The organism is Anseongella ginsenosidimutans, from assembly GCF_008033235.1.
Classification (GTDB): domain Bacteria; phylum Bacteroidota; class Bacteroidia; order Sphingobacteriales; family Sphingobacteriaceae; genus Anseongella; species Anseongella ginsenosidimutans.
In genome coordinates, this window is sequence record NZ_CP042432.1 from 3,564,802 (window position 1) to 3,584,261 (window position 19,460).

19 protein-coding genes and 1 pseudogene are annotated in these 19,460 nt (G+C 49.9%); 7 read left to right on the forward strand and 13 right to left on the reverse strand.

The window, feature by feature from the left end:
• The 3 genes from FRZ59_RS14870 to FRZ59_RS14880 form a co-directional block, all read right to left on the reverse strand.
• On the reverse strand, positions 1-1,155 hold the full coding sequence (locus tag FRZ59_RS14870; protein ID WP_132128599.1) for a Gfo/Idh/MocA family protein: 1,155 nt from the start codon (positions 1,153-1,155) through the stop codon (positions 1-3).
• Between the two features lie 103 nt (positions 1,156-1,258).
• Positions 1,259-1,978 (reverse strand): (Fe-S)-binding protein, encoded by a 720-nt coding sequence (locus tag FRZ59_RS14875; protein WP_132128600.1) that lies wholly within the window; start codon positions 1,976-1,978, stop codon positions 1,259-1,261.
• 28 nt (positions 1,979-2,006) lie between these two features.
• The gene (locus tag FRZ59_RS14880; RefSeq protein WP_132128601.1) at positions 2,007-3,317 is read right to left on the reverse strand and encodes an MFS transporter; all 1,311 of its coding nucleotides are present in this window, start codon (positions 3,315-3,317) and stop codon (positions 2,007-2,009) included.
• A gap of 174 nt (positions 3,318-3,491) precedes the next feature.
• On the opposite strand from FRZ59_RS14880, the gene FRZ59_RS14885 reads away from it, so the two are divergent.
• The 4 genes from FRZ59_RS14885 to FRZ59_RS19185 all read left to right on the forward strand — a co-directional run bounded on the left by FRZ59_RS14885 (position 3,492) and on the right by FRZ59_RS19185 (position 8,300).
• Positions 3,492-4,931: a pyridoxal phosphate-dependent decarboxylase family protein gene (locus FRZ59_RS14885; protein ID WP_132128602.1), complete on the forward strand. Its 1,440-nt coding sequence runs from the start codon at positions 3,492-3,494 to the stop codon at positions 4,929-4,931.
• A gap of 120 nt (positions 4,932-5,051) precedes the next feature.
• Positions 5,052-5,396, forward strand: coding sequence for a cupin domain-containing protein (locus FRZ59_RS14890; RefSeq protein ID WP_158640645.1), 345 nt, complete (start codon positions 5,052-5,054; stop codon positions 5,394-5,396).
• A gap of 17 nt (positions 5,397-5,413) precedes the next feature.
• The gene (locus tag FRZ59_RS14895) at positions 5,414-6,244 is read left to right on the forward strand and encodes a helix-turn-helix transcriptional regulator (RefSeq protein ID WP_132128604.1); all 831 of its coding nucleotides are present in this window, start codon (positions 5,414-5,416) and stop codon (positions 6,242-6,244) included.
• A 37-nt stretch (positions 6,245-6,281) separates the two neighbouring features.
• Positions 6,282-8,300 carry an ABC transporter ATP-binding protein gene (locus FRZ59_RS19185; RefSeq protein ID WP_225975081.1) on the forward strand — a complete coding sequence of 673 codons (2,019 nt, stop codon included), beginning with the start codon at positions 6,282-6,284 and terminating at the stop codon, positions 8,298-8,300.
• An 11-nt stretch (positions 8,301-8,311) separates the two neighbouring features.
• On the opposite strand, the gene FRZ59_RS14910 is transcribed toward FRZ59_RS19185, so the two are convergent.
• The 5 genes and pseudogenes from FRZ59_RS14910 to rpe form a co-directional block, all read right to left on the reverse strand.
• Positions 8,312-8,611 (reverse strand): hypothetical protein, encoded by a 300-nt coding sequence (locus FRZ59_RS14910; protein ID WP_132128605.1) that lies wholly within the window; start codon positions 8,609-8,611, stop codon positions 8,312-8,314.
• A 5-nt stretch (positions 8,612-8,616) separates the two neighbouring features.
• Positions 8,617-9,941: pseudogene (locus FRZ59_RS20035) on the reverse strand (DUF1015 domain-containing protein).
• Positions 9,942-10,020: 79 nt separating this feature from the next.
• Positions 10,021-10,977, reverse strand: a complete 957-nt coding sequence (locus FRZ59_RS14925) for a D-2-hydroxyacid dehydrogenase (protein ID WP_192901580.1) — start codon at positions 10,975-10,977, stop codon at positions 10,021-10,023.
• 28 nt (positions 10,978-11,005) lie between these two features.
• Positions 11,006-12,073, reverse strand: coding sequence for a 3-phosphoserine/phosphohydroxythreonine transaminase (gene serC, locus FRZ59_RS14930; RefSeq protein ID WP_132128607.1), 1,068 nt, complete (start codon positions 12,071-12,073; stop codon positions 11,006-11,008).
• A gap of 42 nt (positions 12,074-12,115) precedes the next feature.
• Positions 12,116-12,787, reverse strand: a complete 672-nt coding sequence (gene rpe, locus FRZ59_RS14935; protein WP_207910254.1) for a ribulose-phosphate 3-epimerase — start codon at positions 12,785-12,787, stop codon at positions 12,116-12,118.
• An 82-nt stretch (positions 12,788-12,869) separates the two neighbouring features.
• Between rpe and FRZ59_RS14940 the strand changes: the two genes are divergently transcribed.
• Positions 12,870-13,430: a YceI family protein gene (locus tag FRZ59_RS14940; protein WP_132128608.1), complete on the forward strand. Its 561-nt coding sequence runs from the start codon at positions 12,870-12,872 to the stop codon at positions 13,428-13,430.
• A 33-nt stretch (positions 13,431-13,463) separates the two neighbouring features.
• Here FRZ59_RS14940 and FRZ59_RS14945 read toward each other — a convergent pair whose 3' ends face one another.
• Both FRZ59_RS14945 and FRZ59_RS14950 read right to left on the reverse strand, forming a co-directional pair.
• Positions 13,464-15,815 carry a polyribonucleotide nucleotidyltransferase gene (locus FRZ59_RS14945; protein WP_132128609.1) on the reverse strand — a complete coding sequence of 784 codons (2,352 nt, stop codon included), beginning with the start codon at positions 15,813-15,815 and terminating at the stop codon, positions 13,464-13,466.
• A gap of 169 nt (positions 15,816-15,984) precedes the next feature.
• Positions 15,985-16,614, reverse strand: coding sequence for a peroxiredoxin (locus FRZ59_RS14950; protein WP_132128610.1), 630 nt, complete (start codon positions 16,612-16,614; stop codon positions 15,985-15,987).
• A 110-nt stretch (positions 16,615-16,724) separates the two neighbouring features.
• On the opposite strand from FRZ59_RS14950, the gene FRZ59_RS18545 reads away from it, so the two are divergent.
• Positions 16,725-16,892, forward strand: coding sequence for a hypothetical protein (locus FRZ59_RS18545; protein WP_158640646.1), 168 nt, complete (start codon positions 16,725-16,727; stop codon positions 16,890-16,892).
• A gap of 11 nt (positions 16,893-16,903) precedes the next feature.
• Positions 16,904-17,584 (forward strand): sugar phosphate isomerase/epimerase family protein, encoded by a 681-nt coding sequence (locus FRZ59_RS14955; RefSeq protein ID WP_147698359.1) that lies wholly within the window; start codon positions 16,904-16,906, stop codon positions 17,582-17,584.
• A 291-nt stretch (positions 17,585-17,875) separates the two neighbouring features.
• Here the strand turns inward: FRZ59_RS14955 and rpsO are convergent, their stop codons facing one another.
• The 3 genes from rpsO to FRZ59_RS19815 all read right to left on the reverse strand — a co-directional run bounded on the left by rpsO (position 17,876) and on the right by FRZ59_RS19815 (position 19,256).
• Entirely contained in the window at positions 17,876-18,145 is a 270-nt protein-coding gene (rpsO, locus tag FRZ59_RS14960; protein WP_132128612.1) for a 30S ribosomal protein S15, read from the reverse strand.
• Positions 18,146-18,210: 65 nt separating this feature from the next.
• Complete coding sequence (locus tag FRZ59_RS19810; protein ID WP_349290795.1) at positions 18,211-18,834, reverse strand: homoserine O-acetyltransferase family protein; 624 nt, start codon at positions 18,832-18,834, stop codon at positions 18,211-18,213.
• Positions 18,786-19,256, reverse strand: a complete 471-nt coding sequence (locus FRZ59_RS19815; RefSeq protein WP_349290796.1) for an alpha/beta fold hydrolase — start codon at positions 19,254-19,256, stop codon at positions 18,786-18,788. Before FRZ59_RS19815 ends, FRZ59_RS19810 begins: the two co-directional genes overlap by 49 nt.
• Positions 19,257-19,460 lie beyond the last annotated feature (204 nt).

The window sequence follows — 19,460 nt, forward strand, 5'->3', positions numbered from 1 at the left end:
CTATTCGAATTTTGTCCACTTCTGATCGCTGGCAGATGATTCCACTACTTTATCTATAAACAGCATACCGCGCACGCCATCAGCCGCACCCGGGAAATCCAGCGCGGCAGCAGGCGGCTCCACACCGTCTATCCTGGCGGCAAGTGTTTGGGCAAAATTGCGGTAAAGGTTGGCAAATGCTTCCAGGTAACCCTCGGGGTGCCCGGCCGGCGTGCGGCAATTCGCTGCGGCGGCTTCCGACAGGTAACCGGTTCCCGCCCGCCAGATTTCAGCCGGTTTATCCAGCCACCGTACAATAAGAGTATTAGGCTCATGCTGCGCCCATTCAAGGCCGCCATTCTCACCGTAAATGCGAATTTTTAACGCGTTTTCTTCTCCGGCGGCCACCTGGGATGCCATTAATACGCCCGCCGCGCCGTTATCAAAGCGAAGCAGTACGGCTCCGTCGTCGTCCAGTACCCGGCCTTCCACCAGGGTGTGCAGGTCCGCGCAGATCTGGCTGATCTTCAGGCCGGAAATATACTCCGCTAAATTCGCGGCGTGAGTCCCTATATCGCCCATGCAGCCGCTCTTCCCGGATTTTTTGGGATCGGTCCGCCAGGCTGCCTGCGCATTTCCTTCCCGTTCGGTAAGTTTGCTCAGCCAGCCCTGGGGATATTCTACCCATATTTTCCTTACTTTACCAAGTGCGCCGTCCTTAATAAGCTGCCGGGCTTGTTTTACCATTGGATAACCGGTATAAGTATGGGTCAGCAGCAGCGTCAGGCCTGTTTCTTCGACCTTGGCCTGCAGTTGCCGGGCTTCTTCAAGGGTAAAGGTCATGGGTTTTTCCACTACGACATGGAACCCTTTCTCCAATGCCAGCATGGCCGGCGCAAAGTGTACAAAATTCGGAGTCACGATCGTAATGAAGTCAAGACGCTCCTCGGCAGGCTTGGCAGCTTCTTCTTCTAACATCGTTTTATAATCGGTATAGATCCGCGAGGGGTCAAGGAAAAGCATTTCACCAGATTCCTTAGCTATCTGAGGGTCAATACTCAGGGCGCCGGCCTTCAGTTCAATCTGGCCATCCATATTCAAAGCCAGGCGGTGGACAGCGCCGATAAAGGCGTCCTTGCCACCACCGATCATTCCCATTCGAAGTTTTCTTTCCATGCGTTTCTTAAAATTTTCAGTGATCCTATTTAATAATATTCTGATTATGGCTTAAAGACGGATAAATATACTGTATTTTTTACACGAAGCAATACCACCGCGTTCAGGCTTTTCCTACCAGGACATCGGCAATATGCAGCGTTTTCAGCGGCAGGTGATGCTTGTCAATATAGCCCTGAAGATGTAACAGGCAGGAAACATCCGTGGAAATGATATACTCTACTTCACGGCTCATGACATTATCTATTTTCTGCTGCGCCATCGCCGTGGAAATAGACTCGAACTTAACCGCGAAGGTTCCCCCGAAGCCGCAGCAGGTATCGGCATGAGGCAGGTCAACGAGTTCCAGGCCTTCCACGTTTTTTAGAAGCCGGAGCGGCTCGTCTTTAAGATGACATTCCCTTAAAGAAGCGCAGGAAGAATGATAAACCGCCCTTCCTTTAAGAGAAGCGCCCACTGCGTCCTTTTTCAACACGTTCACGATAAAGTCTGACAACTCGTACATGTTTTGCTGTACGGTACGGCACTTATTATGGGCGGCAGAATTCAGGAACAGATCGGTGTAGTAATTTTTGATCATTCCCGCGCAGGATGCCGAAGGGCAAACTATATAATGTTCTTCGGAAAAGTCGTTCAGGAATTTTTGTCCGACTTCCTTGGCTTCGTCCCAGAATCCGGAGTTAAACGCCGGTTGCCCGCAGCAGGTTTGCTGGGGGTTATAAATGACTTCGCATCCCAGGTTTTCCAGTACTTTCACTGTATTCAATGCCGTTTGAGGAAAACATTGGTCAATAAAACAAGGGATGAATAATTCGACTTTCATATTATTTTCTGTAAGGACAATCCTCTTTTTAACCCGCTGCAAGCCGGCTGGCTTTTCCCGAAACATTTGCAAGAACGACCAGTAAAACCAAGCCAAATATAAAATAAGAACCCAGTATAAGTGTCGAAATACGCATATTTCCTGTAAGTTCTTCTACATAGCCGAAACTGAAAAGGCCGGCTACGATGGCAAGTTTTTCAGTCACATCATAAAAACTAAAATAAGACGCGCTGTCCGGGGTGTTCTCCGGCAGGAACTTGGAAAAGGTAGACCGGGAAAGGGATTGTATTCCGCCCATTATCAGGCCCACCACCGCCGCAAGGGCGTAAAATTGATATTCGTTCGAAATAAAATAGGCAGAAATGCAAACGCCAATCCAGATCAGCACCACCCCGGCAAGCACCGGAACATTTCCATAGCGCCTCCCGGCCCCCGAGATAAGATAGGCGCCCGGGATGGCCACTAACTGGATCACCAGGATCGTTCCGATCAGCTTTTCCATACCCAGGTTCAGCTCTTTTTCACCAAAAGCAGCGGCCACCAGCATAACGGTTTGCACGCCCATGGAATAAAAGAAAAATGCAGGAAGGTAGTAAAGGAGTGACGGATGCTTCCGGACCTGCTTCCAGACCTTTAGCAGCTCCTGAAACCCGCTGTGTATTTTTCTCCTGTCAAGACGCTGGTAATTGGGACTCCCCTTGGGCAGTATAATAAAAGGGATCAGGGCGAAACCGATCCACCATACGCCCACCAGGAGGAATGAAAGCCTGGCGGGAAGTCCGGGATCGCTGATTCCAAACCAGTCAGGCTTAAGTACGAAAACAAAGCAAAGGATCTGCAGCAGTACGCTGCCGATATACCCATAGGCATATCCTTTTGCACTAATCCTGTCCTGCTGATCTTTGGTTGCGATTTCCGGAAGATAGGAATTGCTGAACACTACTCCTCCGCAATAGCCGATGGCGGCCACCGCAAAGCAGATAATGCCCAGTTCCAGGGTATCGGCGGTAAAATAAAACAGTCCTGCGCAGGCCAGCGAGCCCAGACAGGTGAAGAACATCAGAAAATTCCTTTTATTCCCCCTGAAATCTGCCGTTGCTGTAAGAATGGGCGTGATTAGGGCTACAATCAGGTAGGCGGCCGCGAGCGCGTAGTTCGACAACGCAGTGTTTACAAACTCCTTCCCGAAGAAGCGTACCTTGTCGGTATCCTGTGCGGAAGTAACCGCCACGTAATAAGCCGGGAAAATGGTGGAAGTGATCACCAGGTTATAGGCTGAATTAGCCCAGTCATACATGGCCCACGCGCGGATGGTTCGTTTGTTGTTCAGGATCGGCATGCAATGCAGGAGCTACTTCCGGTGCGGGCAGCTTTTATTTTTGACCGCAATTATATCCACACCGGCGCTAAAAGTAGAAAAATATTAGTGTCCTGTCAAGAATCCTGCAAAATGTCGTTTTTTTTCAATTCGGGCGCTGGCAAAGCGTTTACTTTTGTCAGAAATAATAAACGTATGGACAAGGTGCTTAAAAACGATCTGGAAATATTGGAACAATTACTGGAAACAGCCGCCTCCCGCGGGGTTTCCTGGTTAAATAAAATTGACCGGACGCCTACCTCCGTTGCCCCCGGGCAATACGGCGGAACCGGGTCGGGCGGACAGAGAAGCAGCACGAAGGAAGGCAACGGACGCGTATTGGATCCGGAAGGAGCCGGAGGGCTGGAGGCTCTCAACGAATTTAACCGGCGATTCGAACCGATCATGGTGGCTTCAACCGGCCCCAGGTACTGGGGATTTGTAACCGGAGGGGCCACGCCTGCGGCCATTGTCGGAGACTGGCTGGCCGCCGTGTATGACCAAAACACCCAAACACCTAAAGGGCCAGGTGACGTATCGGCAGTTATTGAGCTGGAAACCATTAATTTATTACTTCAGTTATTTGACCTTCCCGGAGATTTTAAGGGCGGGTTTGTATCCGGGGCAATGATGTCGAATTTTACCTGTCTGGCCGTGGCCAGGCAATGGGCCGGAAGGCAGCTTGGCCGTGACGTCGCCCGGGAAGGGGTGCAACAATCGCTGAAGGTGTTGTCCGCGACGCCCCATTCTTCGGCGATTAAATCACTTTCGCTGCTTGGGTTGGGAAGCGCCAATATCGTAACAGTAGATACGCTTTCCGGAAACCGGGAGGCCATAGATCCGGCCGCGCTCGAAAAAGCCATTCAGGGCCTGCAGGGGGAGCCCTTTATCCTCATCAGCAGTGGCGGAACCGTAAACACCGTTGATTATGATGACCTGCACGCGATTTCCCTTCTGAAAGAAAAATACCGGTTCTGGTGGCATATCGATGCAGCCTTCGGAGCTTTCGCGGCATTATCTCCGGAACACAAACACTTGCTGCGTGGTTGGGAAAACGCCGACAGCATTACCATTGATGCGCATAAATGGCTGAATGTGCCTTATGAAAACGCCTTTTTCCTGGTAAAGGAGAAACACAAAACGCTTCAGCTGGAAACCTTCCGGAATTCCAACGCCCCGTACCTGGGAGAACAGGCCGAAAATTTCAACTACCTAAATTACCTCCCGGAAAATTCCCGGCGGCTGAAAGCGCTGCCGGTTTGGTTCACCCTGCTGGCGTACGGCAGGGACGGTTACCGCTCCATTATAGAAAATAATATTTTGCTGGCGCGGGAGCTGGGCGCATACATCGAAAAAAGTGATGATTTCCAGCTCCTTGCTCCCGTCCGGCTCAATACAGTATGTTTCACCCTGAAAGCAGAGCCTGACCGGGTACCCGTCTTTCTGGAAAGACTCAATGGTTCAGGGAAAGTATTCATGACACCAACGGTTTACGCCGGAAAAGCCGGTATCAGAGCCGCGCTTGTCAACTGGCGGACTACTGCGGATGATGTGCAGGTAGCTATCCGCGAAATGGAGCGCGCGATTTCCGTATAAATAATCACATACATAATATAATCACACACACATGACAACTGTTAACTTAAACGCGATCGAACTAAACGAGTTCACCGCGAAAGAAGATCCGAAACAACACTGCAAAGCGACCTTCCCCTTGTGGGCGCACATGGCTCCAGGCAGCTGGCCACTGTTTACGTTGAAATCGAGCCGGGCGATTCGCTCGGAGCGCACACCGACAGCGCCGAAGAACTCCTGGTTATCCTGCAGGGACAACTGAACGTCAGTATCGGCGGCGAAGAGACAATCGTATCCGCGGGCGATATAACACTTGTGCCAAAAATGGTTACCCATAACCTTTGCAACGTCGGGCCAGGAAAGGCAAAAGTGCTTGGAGTATTCGGAGGAAGCAACCACATTGTGGCCACTTTTGAAAAAGAATGGCTGCCTGCGAACTCCAATGTGGTAGACACGGCGCTGCTATTTAAAGAATATTCTTCGTAAATTGCACACCTCTGAGCATGAGCAACTTACTCCGGCAATATCACCCTTGTCTTCCGCTGGCTGGTTTTGTACAAGCCTATTGGACCGGTGATTTCAACCGGAACGGAACATCCGGTATTTCCCAACGGGTTGTCCCGAATGGTTGCCTTGAACTCATTATCCACCTTACCGGCGATCACTGCGCCCTGTCAAAGTATGAACATTGGGATCGTTCACCCGATTTCACTTTGATAGGGCTTTTTACCCATGCTTATGAAGTCCGTTTCCCTACAAGAGTTCAGGTATTCGGTATCCGGTTTCATCCCGAAGGGATCCATACTGTTTTTGGTATTCCTCCGGCTGTTTTGCAGGGAAGCTATGAAGACAGTACGAAGGTACTTGGCCGCCGCTTCGGCGACTATTGTTCCCGTTTGAGAGATTGCCGCGACATCGGGGAAAAAATAGCGCTGACCGACAATTTCCTTATGAAGCAACTCGAAATGAACAGGTCCGGGTACGACTACACGGGCCAGGCAGCCGGTCTTATCCGTAAATGCCAGGGATTGTTACCCCTGGAAGCGTTAACCGGCCAGGTTGCTATCAGCCCCCGTCAGTTGCAGCGCGAATTTAAGAAGCGATACGGTATTACCGCCAAAGCATACATGCGACTTGCCCGCCTGAACGCTGTACAGGATTACCTGCAGCAGACAAACGTTCCCGATTTTTCATATATCGCCCACTTACACGGTTTTTCCGATCAGTCGCATTTTATCAGGGAATTCAAATCTTATACCGGGAACAACCCGGGGTCTTTTGCCAGAAAACGCCAGGAATTCATTGTCAATGCGGCAAAAATGACATTCCAATGACATGATAAATGGTTAATTTTGGCGTCAAAACAGATACATGGCACGTGAGCGACTGAATAGTAGTAATCCGGCGGCACAAGAAGTTCCCAAAGCAAAGATCAATAAGCAGTCCCTGAATAAGATCAGCTATTTGCTAAAGTATCTTCGCCCCTACCGCTGGAAATTCAGCGCAGGAATATTTTTCCTGATGCTCACCTCCGTTGCCATGCTGCTCATCCCCAACCAGATGGGCAAGCTGATCGACGCGGCCACTCAATCACTGGAAGGCGGGCCGGGATCCGTAGACCGGATTGCGCTGGTGCTGCTGGGCATCCTGGTAGTACAAGCTATTCTATCCTTCTTTCGTGTTTACTGGTTCGTGGAAGTGGCTGAAAAATCCCTGGCGCAGATCCGGAAAGACCTTTATAATAAGCTTATCCGGCTTCCCATGGAATTCTTTAACAAGAACCGGGTGGGCGAGCTGAGCAGCCGCATCTCGGCCGATCTTTCGCAGATACAGGATTCGGTGACCACCACCCTGGCCCAGTTCCTTCGCCAGCTCCTCTTCCTTGTTGGCGGGATCATTGCGCTCACCTTTGTTTCCGGGAAACTTACCCTGATGATGCTTTGCGTGCTACCCTTGCTGGTGGTCGTTGCCATCGTATTCGGAAGGTATATCCGGAAGCTTTCGCGTAAGGCCCAGGACCAGCTGGCGGAATCAAACGTGGTGGTTGAAGAAACTTTACAAGGGATCTCGAATGTAAAAGCCTTTACCAATGAACCTTATGAGGCCAAACGCTATGCCGGGAATATTAACAGAGTGGTAAGTATCGCCCTTAAGAACGCAAAATTCCGGGCCGGATTTATTTCCTTTATCAGTATTGGCCTGCTGGGCGTAATTCTCTGCGTTGTATGGTTCGGCTCCCGGATGGTCTATTCCGGCGAAATATCCATTGGTGATCTTACCAAATTTATCCTTTACTCCATGTTTGTGGGCGGCGCCATGGGCGGATTCGCGGAGCTTTACACGCAGCTTCAGAAAACGGTCGGCGCCTCCGAAAGGGTGTTGGAACTTCTGCAGGAAGGCCACGAACCCATTGAAGTATCCCTGGCGGAAGCAGAAACAGCTAAGGCAGAAGCTGCAACAGCCGGGATGAGAGCAGTTGCAACTCCGGCAGGAGTTGCAACGACCGGGACCGGGGGTGCAACGCAGGCAGGGCCAGTTACGGCAGGTGCCGGAGGTGAAGGGCACGCAGGACCTGCTACGTACGGAACGGGAGCAGGCAACCCGCAGGCAGCATCGGCAACAACTCCGCAGGAAAAAACGGCCGGGCACCAGCTGCGGGGAAGTATTATATTTGACCAGATCAGCTTTCAATATCCCGGCCGGGCCGAAGTGCCCGTTCTCCGCGACGTCAGTTTTGAAGCCGGCGTAGGTGAAAGGATCGCTCTGGTGGGGCCCAGCGGCGCCGGAAAGTCAACCATTGCTTCGCTTGTATTGCGGTTCTACGAACCTTCGGGCGGACGGATCCTTTTTGACAATATTCCTTCTACCGAATTCAGCCTTTCGGATATTCGCAGCCAGGTGGCTATCGTTCCCCAGGACGTCTTATTATTCGGCGGCAGTATCATGGAAAACATTTCCTACGGCAAGATCGGGTCCAGCCGGAAAGAAATTGAGGAAGCGGCCCACCGGGCCAACGCCCATGAATTCATTATGTCCTTTCCCGAAGGCTATGATACCGTAGTAGGCGAACGCGGCGTAAAATTATCGGGCGGGCAGCGTCAGCGAATTGCCATTGCCCGCGCCCTGCTGAAAAACCCCGCCATCCTGATCCTGGACGAAGCTACCAGTTCCCTGGATTCCGAATCGGAAAGGCTGGTGCAGGAAGCGCTTGAAGAACTGATGAAAAACCGTACCTCCATTATCATTGCCCACCGCCTCTCCACCATCCGCGAAGCCGACAAGATCATTGTGCTGGACAAAGGAAAAGTCCAGGAGAGCGGCCGCCACCAGGACCTCATGCTTACAGACGGCCTGTACCGTTACCTTACCGGCCTGCAGCTCGAAGCGTAGCCTGTTAAATACTAAACGGGGTAGCCAATTAAAATAATTACAGCTATTACCGAGATTACGATCGTCACTACCGGCCTGGACAACCATAGGAACAGTGCGCCGGCTGCTAAGGCACTTATTCCCAAAACAAGCATAAGAAAATGGGGCTGTGTCATTTCCCGGACCAGATCATAAGGAATTAAATCACTCGCAAACCGGTATGGAAGCGTCCAATAAGCGATAAGATGACTGGACATAGCTATCGCGACCATTGCCATCGTCGCAATTGCCAGGATTAACATGGTATTGCCGCGATCTTTAACCTGCTTCATCGAATTCAGTCTATATAATGTGTCAAAATTCCCAGGTCAAGTTTTGGCTCGAACCAGGTGGATTTAGGCGGCATCACCAGGCCGGCATCGGCTACCGCCATTAATTGATGGATGGACGTTGGGTATAAGGAAAAGAGTACGGCAGCTGCGCCATTGTCCACTTCGCGGGCAAGCGCTTCCTGGACGGCACCGCCCGAAAAACGAATCCTTTCATTCGTCCGGGGATCATTGATGCCTAGCAGTGGAGCAAGAATGCGTTCCTGCAATAAAGTTACATCCAGGGCCTTAACGGGATCCATCGCGGTTCTTGCCTGGCTTTCCGGGCCGGCCTGTATTTCCGCCGCCCCGCTTTCTCCTGAACGTTCTTGCGGAATCCCGGCCGGAACATCTCCTGGTTGTTCCACCGTATTCAGGGGAAGCAAAAAATACCATTGCCCGGCAAGGTACATTCCGAAGCAACCAGGCTCCGGAGCCGGCGGCGCAGCGCGTTCCGACACATGAAAATCAATAGAAAGTTTTTCGAGGAAAGTAGCGTTGCTCAGGCCGTTCAGGTCCTTAACCAGGCGGTTAAATGCCTTAATTTCCAGGGTTTCGGAAGAAAAATAAATGGAGGAAAAAAGTTGTATTCTTCTTCACCGGTATGTTTGAAATTGAACTTCCTCCGCTCCACTCCATAGGAAGATAGCGCGGCAGCGCGGTGGTGTCCGTCTGCAAGATAGGCGGCCGGAAGTTCATCAAAATAGCTGACAAGCAGCTGTATGTCAGTAGCCGAAGCAATCCGGCGCAGCGTGTGTTGCTTTCCTTCTTTGGAAAATGACAATGCGGGAGCTTGCTGCAGGTAACTGCCTGCCAGCCGGTCAATTCCCTGGTGCGGTTTATAAGCAATAAGTACGGGGTTGGCGTCAATGCCGGTCTGGCGGACGTAGTCTGCAATGCTATTTTCCCTTTCGATGCGCGTATATTCGTGTTTTCTGACGCGGTTATTCAGGTAATCATCAAAGAGGGTAACCGTCCAGATGCCCGTTTGCCGGGAGCCGGTTCCTTCAACCGTGTAAAGGTAAAGGCAGGGAACCTCTTCTTTCTGCAGAATGCCGTTTTCAAGAAAAGTATGAAGATTTTCAGCAGCTTGTTTATAGATAAGGGCGTCCCGGGAACCCTGAAGAAATTCATTTGCAAGCGGAGGCGCTACCAGGTTTAAGAAAGATTGAGGATTGGCCGACAACTGCGACAAGGCAGCTTCATCCAGCGGAAGATCAGGAGGAGAGGTAATGACGCGCTCAACATATTCCTGTACCGGGCGAATGCCGCAAAAAGGTTTAATATGAGGCATAGGGCAGCATGATTTTCTCTATGCCCTTTGCTGCCGTGCCGGTGAAGTAGTCGATCTCCGGCACGGCAGGAATGGCTGTTTATTTTTTAAAATGATCGATGATCAGGTTCGCAAGCTCCACCCCGATCCGCTCCTGGGCTTCCCCGGTGGCAGCGCCGATATGAGGCGATACGGAGATCTTCGGGTGTTGCAATACCTTCTGCGAGGGCGATGGCTCATTCGCGAAAACGTCCAGGCCGGCAAACGAAAGCTTGCCGCTATCCAGGGCGGCAACGAGTGCTTCTTCGTCAATAACCCCGCCTCTTGCGCAATGTACCAGCGCGGAACCGTCTTTCATGAGGTCAAGTTCGGCCTTTCCTACGGCCGGCTCCCCGTTCGGCTGGGCCGGAACGTGGACGGTGACAAAATCCGCATTTTTCAAAAGCTCTTCCTTACTGGACGTTTTCACCCTCATTTTCAGGGTAGTATTATTAGCCAGATCAAGTGTTACTTCAGGGCTGAATTCAAAAAGATCGTAAGCGATCACGTCCATCCCTACCCCGAAGGCAACCTTAGCTACTTCCCTTCCAATCCGGCCGAAGCCAAGGATACCCAGGGTTTTTCCGTGCAGCTCCCTGCCCTTGGCATATTTTTTCTTCAATCCGCCAAAGTTGGTATTGCCTTCAGCCGGTACCTGCCGGTTAGCGTCATAGAGGAAACGTACGCCTCCAAACAGGTGGGCAAATACAAGTTCCGCCACCGACAAGGAAGAAGAAGCCGGCGTATTTACTACCGCTATTCCCTTGCCGCGGGCATACTCAACGTCGATATTATCCATACCAACGCCGCCCCGGCCAATTAATTTGATATTCGGGCAGGCATCAATCAGGTCTTTGCGAATTTTCGTAGCCGACCGAACGGTTACCGCATCGTAATCGTTCAGGCGGGAAGCAAGTTCTTCCTGGGGAATATTTTGAGTGTCCACCTGGAAACCTGCTTTTTCAAGCATTTTCTTACCGATGGGATCGATGCCGTCGTTGGCCAGAATTTTAATCATTGTTTATTCTTGTTTGGGATTAATGGTGTCAGCCTTTTTTCGATTCAAATTCCTTCATCAGGTCAACCAGTACCTGGACGCTTGACAAAGGCATGGCATTGTAAATAGAAGCCCTGAACCCGCCTACGCTGCGGTGTCCTTTAATACCTACGCAGCCGGCATCTTTGGCCATTTGCATGAATTCAGGTTCAAGGGAAGGGTCCTCCATTACAAAGCACACATTCATATGGGAACGGTCTTCTGCCGCTGCAGTACCTTTAAACAAAGGGTTACGATCAATTTCCTCGTAAAGAAGCGCCGCCTTGGCATTATTCTGTTTCTCAATTTCCGCAATGCCGCCGATGGATTTTATCCAGCGAAGGGTAAGCATAGAAACATAGATCGCATACACAGATGGCGTATTGTACATGGAACCGCCTTCAGCATGTATCTTATAATTGAGCATGGAAGGGATCGTACGCTGAACTTTTCCAAGCATGTCCTCGCGAACTACGACCATGGTGGCGCCGGCAGGCCCCATGTTCTTTTGGGCGCCGGCATATATCAGGCCGAATTTATTAGCGTCAAAACTCCGGCTGAAAATATCGGAAGACATGTCGCTGACCATTGGCACCGGAGAAGCGGGAAATTCCTTTACCTGTGTCCCGTAAATGGTATTGTTGGACGTAATGTGGAAATAAGCCGCGTTTTCAGGAATCGCATAATCCTTGGGAATATAGGTGTAAGTAGATTCCTTTGAAGAGGCTACTACCTTCACATCTCCGAAATATTTGGCTTCTTTAATGGCCTTGGATGCCCAGGCTCCTGTATCCAGGTAGGCGGCCATTTTACCTTCATCAAGCAGGTTGTAGGGAACCATGGCAAATTGCAGGCTGGCTCCTCCCTGGAGGAATAAAACAGAATATCCTGCATCCAGGTTAAGAAGTTCCTTTACCAGTTGCTGCGCTTCGTCCATCACTGCCTGAAAATCTACTGAACGGTGAGATATTTCAAGGATCGATAAACCGGAATTATTAAAGTCTGTAACAGCCTTTGCAGCTTCCTGCAGTACCTCCTGTGATAAAATGCCGGGCCCGGCTCCGAAATTATATTTCATGATTGCTTGAATATTAATGGTTGCGGCAAATTTATCATTATTTTATGCTTCCAGGATATCAATCCTGATTTTTTTCAACTCTGCTATTTCTTCCGCGGGATCTTCGGCTGAAAAAATGGAGTTTCCGGCAACCAGCACGTCGGCTCCGGCCTTCAGCAGCGCCAGGGCGTTATGCGAATTAACGCCGCCGTCCACCTCTATTAAGAAATCAGTACCCGTTGCCTTTCTCATTTCTTTGAGCGCCCGCAGTTTTCGATACGTATTTTCAATGAACTTCTGGCCGCCGAAACCGGGGTTTACCGACATAACCAGGACCAGGTCCGTTTCCGCAAGGATATCTTCCAGCACGTGAACGGGAGTATGCGGGTTAATGGCCACTCCCGCCTTCATGCCCAGTTCCTGAATGGCATTGACCGTTCGGTGAAGATGGGTGCAGGCTTCGTAATGAACGGTAAGTATCTTTGCGCCGGCCCTTTTGAATTCTTCCAGGTAGCGTTCCGGCTGCACAATCATTAAATGTACATCCAGGGGCTTCCTTGCATAATGCTGCAGGGAAGAGATCACGGGAAAACCGAACGAAATATTGGGAACAAAACTGCCGTCCATCACGTCCACGTGGAACCAGTCCGCGCTGCTTTCATTGATCATTTTCACGTCGTCATACAAGTGTGCGAAATCCGCAGACAGTACAGAAGGGGCGATCAGGTGTTTCATCATCATACTCGTTACATCTATTCCTAAACAAGTTTAATTTTGGATTGTTAGTCACAATACGGTCCAAAAATACAATAATATTATGCTGCGGTACGCTTGCCTGGTCTTTCTTTTTTCCACATCGGTGGCAGCCCGGGCGCAAAGCATTTTCACCGCGCATGATTTGAACATCACCTTTTATTCCGACACTCCCAAAAAGAATTTCGAAGCTTACTCAACCGGCGGAACGTCCATGCTCAATATTGCCAAACAGGAAATTACGTTCAGCGTGGACATCAGTTCGTTTATCTTTTACCGCCTGCTTATGCAGGAGCATTTTAATAAGAATTACATGGAAAGCGACCGTTTTCCAAAAGCTACTTTTAAGGGCCGTTTCACCGAAAATATCGACCTTTCAAGGAAAGGGAAACAAGCCGTTAAAGTGCAGGGAATACTTGAAATCCACGGAAAAAAGAGCAAAAGGGAAATTGAAGGCTTCCTCACGGTCAGGGACCAGGACATCCTGCTGGAATCCTCTTTCATGGTAAGCACGACAGATCACGGGATCCGAATCCCTGAAGCCCTTTCAGACCAGATATCTCCCGATATACGGATACAAGTAAGGGGCGAATACGCCCCTTACGATCAATTGGTTAAGAAATAACGTTAAACCTTCGAGGTTTTCCGTTGCAATTCTCTACAAGTCATTGTCTTCCTGCCGGGGAGCTTGCTCAGGATTTTCCTGCTGCGAGCCCTCCTGCCGCGGACGTTCCTCCTGCGGGCGGTCCTGCTGAGAGCGATCCTCGTAACGGCCGCGGTCCTGATCTCTTGGACGATCCCGGTCCTGGTTTCTCGGACGGTCGCGGTCCTGCCGCTGCCCGCCATGGCGCGAATGCTGGTGGCCCTGCCGCTCCGGCCTGTCCTGAGGGGCGCCTTCGGGCTTAGGCAGCAATACTTTGCGGGAAAGCCTGAACTTGCCGGTCTTTTTATCGATCTCGATCAATTTCACCTTAACCGTATCGCCTACCTGGAATACGCCGTCCATGCTTTCGAGGCGGCTCCAGTCAATTTCAGATATATGCAACAAGCCGTCTTTTCCCGGCATGAATTCCACGAAAGCGCCAAATGACATAATGGTTTTGACGATACCATCGTAGACTTCTCCCACATCAGGGGTTGCCGTGATCATCCTGATCCGGTTGGCAGCATTATCGAGGGATTCCTTATCTGTGGCGAATATCTGCACCTTGCCTTCATCACCCACCTCTTCTATATTAACAGTCGTGCCCGTTTCGCGTTGAAGCTCCTGGATGTTCTTTCCGCCTGGTCCGATAACGGCGCCGATAAATTCGCGTGGAATGGAAATCTCAACAATACGCGGTGCATGCGGTTTGTAATCCTCACGCGGGCCGGTAAGCGCTTTCTCCATTTCACCCATGATATGCAGACGTCCCTGACGGGCCTGCTCAAGGGCTTCAGCCAGCACTTCATAGGAAAGGCCGTCCACTTTAATATCCATCTGGCAGGCAGTAATACCATTTGCCGTCCCGGTAACCTTAAAGTCCATATCACCCAGGTGATCCTCGTCCCCAAGGATATCGGATAAGATGGCATATTTCCCTGAAGCCGAGTCGCTGATCATTCCCATGGCAATCCCTGAAACCGGTGATTTCAGTTTTACCCCGGCATCCATCAATGCGAGCGCTCCTGCGCAAACCGTAGCCATTGAAGAAGAGCCGTTTGATTCAAGAATGTCGGAAACGATGCGAATGGTATAAGGGTTTTCAGAATCCGGGGGAAGAACTTGTTTGAGCGCTCTTGCCGCCAGGTTACCGTGTCCGATCTCCCTTCTTGCAGGAGCCCGGTTGGGTTTCACCTCACCTGTTGAAAAGCCAGGGAAATTATAATGCAGCAGGAACTTATTATAGCCATAGAACATCGCGCTATCGATCAGCTGCTCATCCATTTTCGCTCCCAGCGTAACGGTGGTAAGTGACTGGGTTTCTCCCCGGGTAAAAATGGCCGATCCGTGGGCGGAAGGAAGATAATCCACTTCGCACCAGATAGGCCGGATATCGGTTGCAGAACGTCCGTCAAGACGGGTCCGCTCATTCAGCACCATATCGCGCATCGCTTCCTTTTCCACATCGTGGTAATAGCGTTTGATCAGGAGTTCGCGCTCTTCATCAATTTCGCCCTGCGCCTCTTTAAACTCGTCCCGGAGCGCCTTAAACTTTTCGGAACGTTCCTGCTTGGAAGAGCCCGATTTGGCGATCTCGTAGATCTTATCGTACAATTCGCTTTTAATGCGCTGCCTCAGCTCTTCGTCGTTGGTTTCATGCTCATATTCCCGCTTGGCCTTTCCAACCATTTCCGCCAGCTCCAGCTGTGCCCGCACTTGTATTTTAATCGCCTCGTGGGCAATTTTCAGGGCTTCCAGGAGGTCTGCTTCGGAACATTCCTGCATCTCGCCCTCTACCATGACTATATCTTTTTCAGAAGCAGCCACCATGATCTCAAAGTCCGCCTTTTCCAGGTCGGTAACCGTTGGATTTACCATGAATTGCCCGTCTACCCGCGCTACCCGCACTTCCGAGATCGGACCGTTGAAAGGTATATCGCTGATGGTCAGGGCAGCTGAGGCTGCCAGGCCGGCCAGGCAGTCAGGAGAAACCTCCTTATCGCCGGAGATCATTGTGATCATTATCTGTGTGTCGGCGTGATAATCATCCGGGAACATGGGGCGCAGAGCCCTGTCCACTAAACGGCTGATCAATACTTCATAATCGGAAAGCCTGGACTCACGTCTCATAAAACTACCCGGGATACGGCCCATTGCCGCAAATTTTTCCTGGTAATCAACAGACATAGGCAGAAAATCCGCGCCTGGTTTGGCTTCTTTTGACGATACGGCGGTTGCCAGCAGCATGGCGTCACCCATGCGGACAACTACTGCGCCGTCGGCTTGCTTTGCTAATCTTCCTGTTTCGATGGAAATCGTTCTTCCATCGCCCAAATCAAATGACTTGGTAATTCCGCTTTGACTCATTTGCTTTATTTTTCCTAATATTTCGGAGCGAAAATACGTATTTTTTTTGTACCTGCGGGGCCGGGCCGGCGCAGCTACAAAAAAATCCGCCGGGCGGGGCGGACTTTTTAATCGCCATTTTGAGAAATAACCTTCCTTTACGGTTGGTAAGTGCTATATACGTCCAGCGTTAGTTAGCGGAAAAATATTCCGAAACTCCTGAAAAACTTGCTTCCATGGCGGCTTCTCCCTGCTGCCAGTTGGCCGGGCAAACTTCGCCGTGTTCTTCAAAATGTGTTAAAGCGTCAAGGATCCGTAAAGCCTCGCTTACGCTCCGGCCCAGCGGGAAGTTATTTACCACCTGATGCTGCACCACACCTTCCTTATCTATCAGGAACAATCCCCGGTAAGCGATCATGGGACCGGTAGCTATTAAATTGCCTTCTTCATTATAATCATATTCGCCTGCCAGCACCCCGAAATTGGTGCTGATGGTTTTAGCGGTATCCGCTACCAAGGGATAAGAAACGCCCTGGATGCCGCCTTTTTCTTTCGGTAACTGCAGCCAGTTCCAATGGGATTCTTCAGTATCAGTAGAACAAGCCACTACCTCGCAGCCGCGCTCTTTGAACTCCTCCAACCTGGCCTGGAACGCATGCAGTTCCGTTGGGCAAACGAAGGTAAAATCTTTGGGATAAAAGAAAAACAGCACATTGCTTTTCCCGATAAACTGTTCGAGTGAAAAATTTTCGACGATCTCCATGCCGTTAATTACGGCACTTGCTTTAAATAATGGTGCTTTTTTTCCTACTAATGACATATTTACTCGTGTTTTTAATTTGGCGCAAAGGTACGTTTTTAAAGCCACTGGAACAATCATGGAAGAAACAGAAAATCTGTTATATTTACGAAACGCTAATCAAACGCTCCATGAAAAGAAAGATGATCCGATTATTTACCGGCAGTCTGCTGGTATTGCTCTTACCCGGGGGCCTGCTCGCCCAGGAAACGTTTCAACCTGAAATAGGCGTTACCGGCTCCCTTGACAATATCCCCTGCTCGCCAAAAACGGCTGCACATTCATCCAGCCTTCGGTAGGTTCCTTCCTGATGCCGGGTGAAGAAGAAAGCAAGTTTGAAAAAAACCTGGAGAAATATGCCGACGTGCCGGTTAATATTTTCGCCTGCAACGGTTTCATTCCAGGGTCATTAAAATCCGTAGGCCCCGAACACGACCAGGCAGCCGTCCTGGAATACGCGGAAAAAGTCTTTCAGCGGGCCCAAAAAGCCGACGTAGAAGTAATCGTTTTCGGAAGCGGCGGCTCCCGCGAGATCCCCGAAGGATTCAGCAAAGAAGAAGCCTTCCGGCAATTCATAGCGCTTGGAAAAAAAATGGCGCCCATCGCCCAAAAATACGGGATAATCATTTGCATGGAAAACCTGAACAGCACGGAAACGAACATGATCAATACCTTCGAAGAAGCCTACCAGGTAGCAAAAGCGATTGACCATCCCAATTTCCGGCTGACAGTAGATATTTATCATATGCTGATGGAAAACGAATCGCCTGAAATTATCCGGAAAGCAGCCGACTATATTTACCACTGCGACCTCGCAGAAAAAGAAGGCCGCGCGGCCCCCGGCGTGCATGGAGAGGATTTCCGCCCTTATTTTAAAGCGTTAAAAGACATTGGTTACAAAGGGAAAGTAGCCATAGAATGCCGCTGGGACGATATGGAAAAGGAACTTCCCACGGCCGTACAGACGATAAAACAACAAATTAAACTTTAACAAAACTTAAAATAAGTTTTGTTAAAGTTAGCTTAAAGTTTCAAGTTCAATGTTTAAAGTTTTTAGCTTTTAGTTTAATGTTAAAGGCTTTAAGTTTAAGGTTTGTAGTTTATAGTTCTAAGTTGCAAGTTTTGAGTTAGGGAGTTAAGGTGCAAAATGGATTACAAATTGGGCTTGAACTCCACCTTGCAACTTAAAGCGGTTGCGAAGCAACTTTGAACTTTAAACTGTTTGCGGAGCAAACTTGGAACTTTGAACCAAAAAAAATCCGGACAAGTCCGGATTTTTTTTTTAACGGCGAAGGCCGAGTTTTTTGACGATTGCGCGGTAGCGTTCGATATCTTTTTTCATTAGATAATCGAGCTGGGCGCGACGCTTGCCAACCAGCTTCTGAAGTGCGAGCTGGGTAGAAAAGTCTTTCCTGTTCTTCTTGAGATGCTCAGTCAAATGACTGATCCTGTAAGAGAATAAAGCGATCTGCCCTTCCGGAGAGCCGGTATCTTGTTCGCCTTTTCCGTGATCCTTAAAGATTTCCTGTTTCTTTTCGGTACTTAAATACATTTCCTGAATAATATTAAAGTAAAATCATTAGAAGCACTTTGCTTCTTTCAGGGCGCAAAGATAGGCTAACTACCTTGAAATTCAAACTTTTTGGCTGGTTTATTCAGAAACTCGCCAATGTGGCCGGCCAGCAGCCCGGTTTCTATCAGGAAACCGTCATGCCCGTAAACAGAGTCGATTTCCACATAGCTTGCTCCCGGTATGCAGCGGGCAAGGAATTGCTGCTCCATAACTGGAAACAGGACATCGGAAGAAATGCCTATTACCAGGGTGCGGGCGGATATCCGGCCAAGCGCCTGTTCCAGCCCTTCCCTGCCCCTGCCCACGTTATGGGCATCCATTGTTTTTGAAAGGGTCCAGTACGAATAGGCATTGAAGCGGTTTACCAGCTTCTGTCCCTGGTATTGCTGGTAGGAAGAGGCCCGGTAATCGTCCAGCACTTCCCTGTCCTTGTCTGTTTGGGTAAGTTCGTAGGTTTTATAATTCCTGTAAGAAAGCATGGCAATGGAGCGAGCCGTTTTCAGACCTTTGGCGCCGGCATCCGCGGAAGGCAAGCCAAAGGTTTCGTCGGCCATGAGCGCCATGCGCTGGCTTTCATTGAAAGCGATCCCCCAGGGAGAATGGACGGCATTGGTGGCGATCAGCACGGCGTGCTGGATTTGCTGCGGTTCGGCAATTGCCCATTCCATGGCCTGCTGCCCCCGAGTGAGCCGCCAAGTACTGTATGGATTCGCTCTATTCCGAGATGCTTTGCCAAAAGCCGGTGCGCCTTAACCATATCCCGGACCGTTATGGCGGGAAAGCCGCCGTAATAAGGAAGGCCGCTGGCTGGGTTAACGGACAGGGGGCCGGTGGTCCCGTAGCAGGAACCTATAATATTGGCGCATACGATAAAATGATCGCGGGGATTAAAATAAGCATCTTCGCCAAACAGGCCGGGCCACCATTCCGCCACATTAGAGTTGGCGGTAAGTGCATGACAAACCCATATTACATTATTTTTTTCCGGGTCAAAGTCTCCCCAGGTATGGTAGGCAATTTCAAGCTCCGGCAAATGGCTTCCGGACTCCAGTTCAAACTTTTCACCGGAAAATATTTTCGCTGCTATCACCTCGCAAAATTAATAAAAAAAATGCCTTACTCTCGTAAGGCAATAAATATACTGGTTTAGGTTAGACCAGAGAATTAACGTCGCGTAAAGTTTTTTTAACCGCTCTCTAACGCTTGCTATACACAAATATGATAAAGAATGACCTAAGCCGCAAATTTCCAGGTACTTTTATCAAATTTTCATTAAATCGAAGGTTTTTCGAAT

Excerpts from the sequence above, each read along its gene's own strand:
- FRZ59_RS14870 (WP_132128599.1), bottom strand. The coding sequence starts at position 1,155 with ATGGAAAGAAAACTTCGAATGGGAATGATCGGTGGTGGCAAGGACGCC.
- FRZ59_RS14875 (WP_132128600.1), bottom strand. The coding sequence starts at position 1,978 with ATGAAAGTCGAATTATTCATCCCTTGTTTTATTGACCAATGTTTTCCT.
- FRZ59_RS14880 (WP_132128601.1), bottom strand. The coding sequence starts at position 3,317 with ATGCCGATCCTGAACAACAAACGAACCATCCGCGCGTGGGCCATGTAT.
- FRZ59_RS14885 (WP_132128602.1), top strand. The coding sequence starts at position 3,492 with ATGGACAAGGTGCTTAAAAACGATCTGGAAATATTGGAACAATTACTG.
- FRZ59_RS14895 (WP_132128604.1), top strand. The coding sequence starts at position 5,414 with ATGAGCAACTTACTCCGGCAATATCACCCTTGTCTTCCGCTGGCTGGT.
- FRZ59_RS19185 (WP_225975081.1), top strand. The coding sequence starts at position 6,282 with ATGGCACGTGAGCGACTGAATAGTAGTAATCCGGCGGCACAAGAAGTT.
- FRZ59_RS14910 (WP_132128605.1), bottom strand. The coding sequence starts at position 8,611 with ATGAAGCAGGTTAAAGATCGCGGCAATACCATGTTAATCCTGGCAATT.
- FRZ59_RS14925 (WP_192901580.1), bottom strand. The coding sequence starts at position 10,977 with ATGATTAAAATTCTGGCCAACGACGGCATCGATCCCATCGGTAAGAAA.
- serC (WP_132128607.1), bottom strand. The coding sequence starts at position 12,073 with ATGAAATATAATTTCGGAGCCGGGCCCGGCATTTTATCACAGGAGGTA.
- rpe (WP_207910254.1), bottom strand. The coding sequence starts at position 12,787 with ATGAAACACCTGATCGCCCCTTCTGTACTGTCTGCGGATTTCGCACAC.
- FRZ59_RS14940 (WP_132128608.1), top strand. The coding sequence starts at position 12,870 with ATGCTGCGGTACGCTTGCCTGGTCTTTCTTTTTTCCACATCGGTGGCA.
- FRZ59_RS14945 (WP_132128609.1), bottom strand. The coding sequence starts at position 15,815 with ATGAGTCAAAGCGGAATTACCAAGTCATTTGATTTGGGCGATGGAAGA.
- FRZ59_RS14950 (WP_132128610.1), bottom strand. The coding sequence starts at position 16,614 with ATGTCATTAGTAGGAAAAAAAGCACCATTATTTAAAGCAAGTGCCGTA.
- FRZ59_RS18545 (WP_158640646.1), top strand. The coding sequence starts at position 16,725 with ATGAAAAGAAAGATGATCCGATTATTTACCGGCAGTCTGCTGGTATTG.
- FRZ59_RS14955 (WP_147698359.1), top strand. The coding sequence starts at position 16,904 with ATGCCGGGTGAAGAAGAAAGCAAGTTTGAAAAAAACCTGGAGAAATAT.
- rpsO (WP_132128612.1), bottom strand. The coding sequence starts at position 18,145 with ATGTATTTAAGTACCGAAAAGAAACAGGAAATCTTTAAGGATCACGGA.
- FRZ59_RS19810 (WP_349290795.1), bottom strand. The coding sequence starts at position 18,834 with ATGGAATGGGCAATTGCCGAACCGCAGCAAATCCAGCACGCCGTGCTG.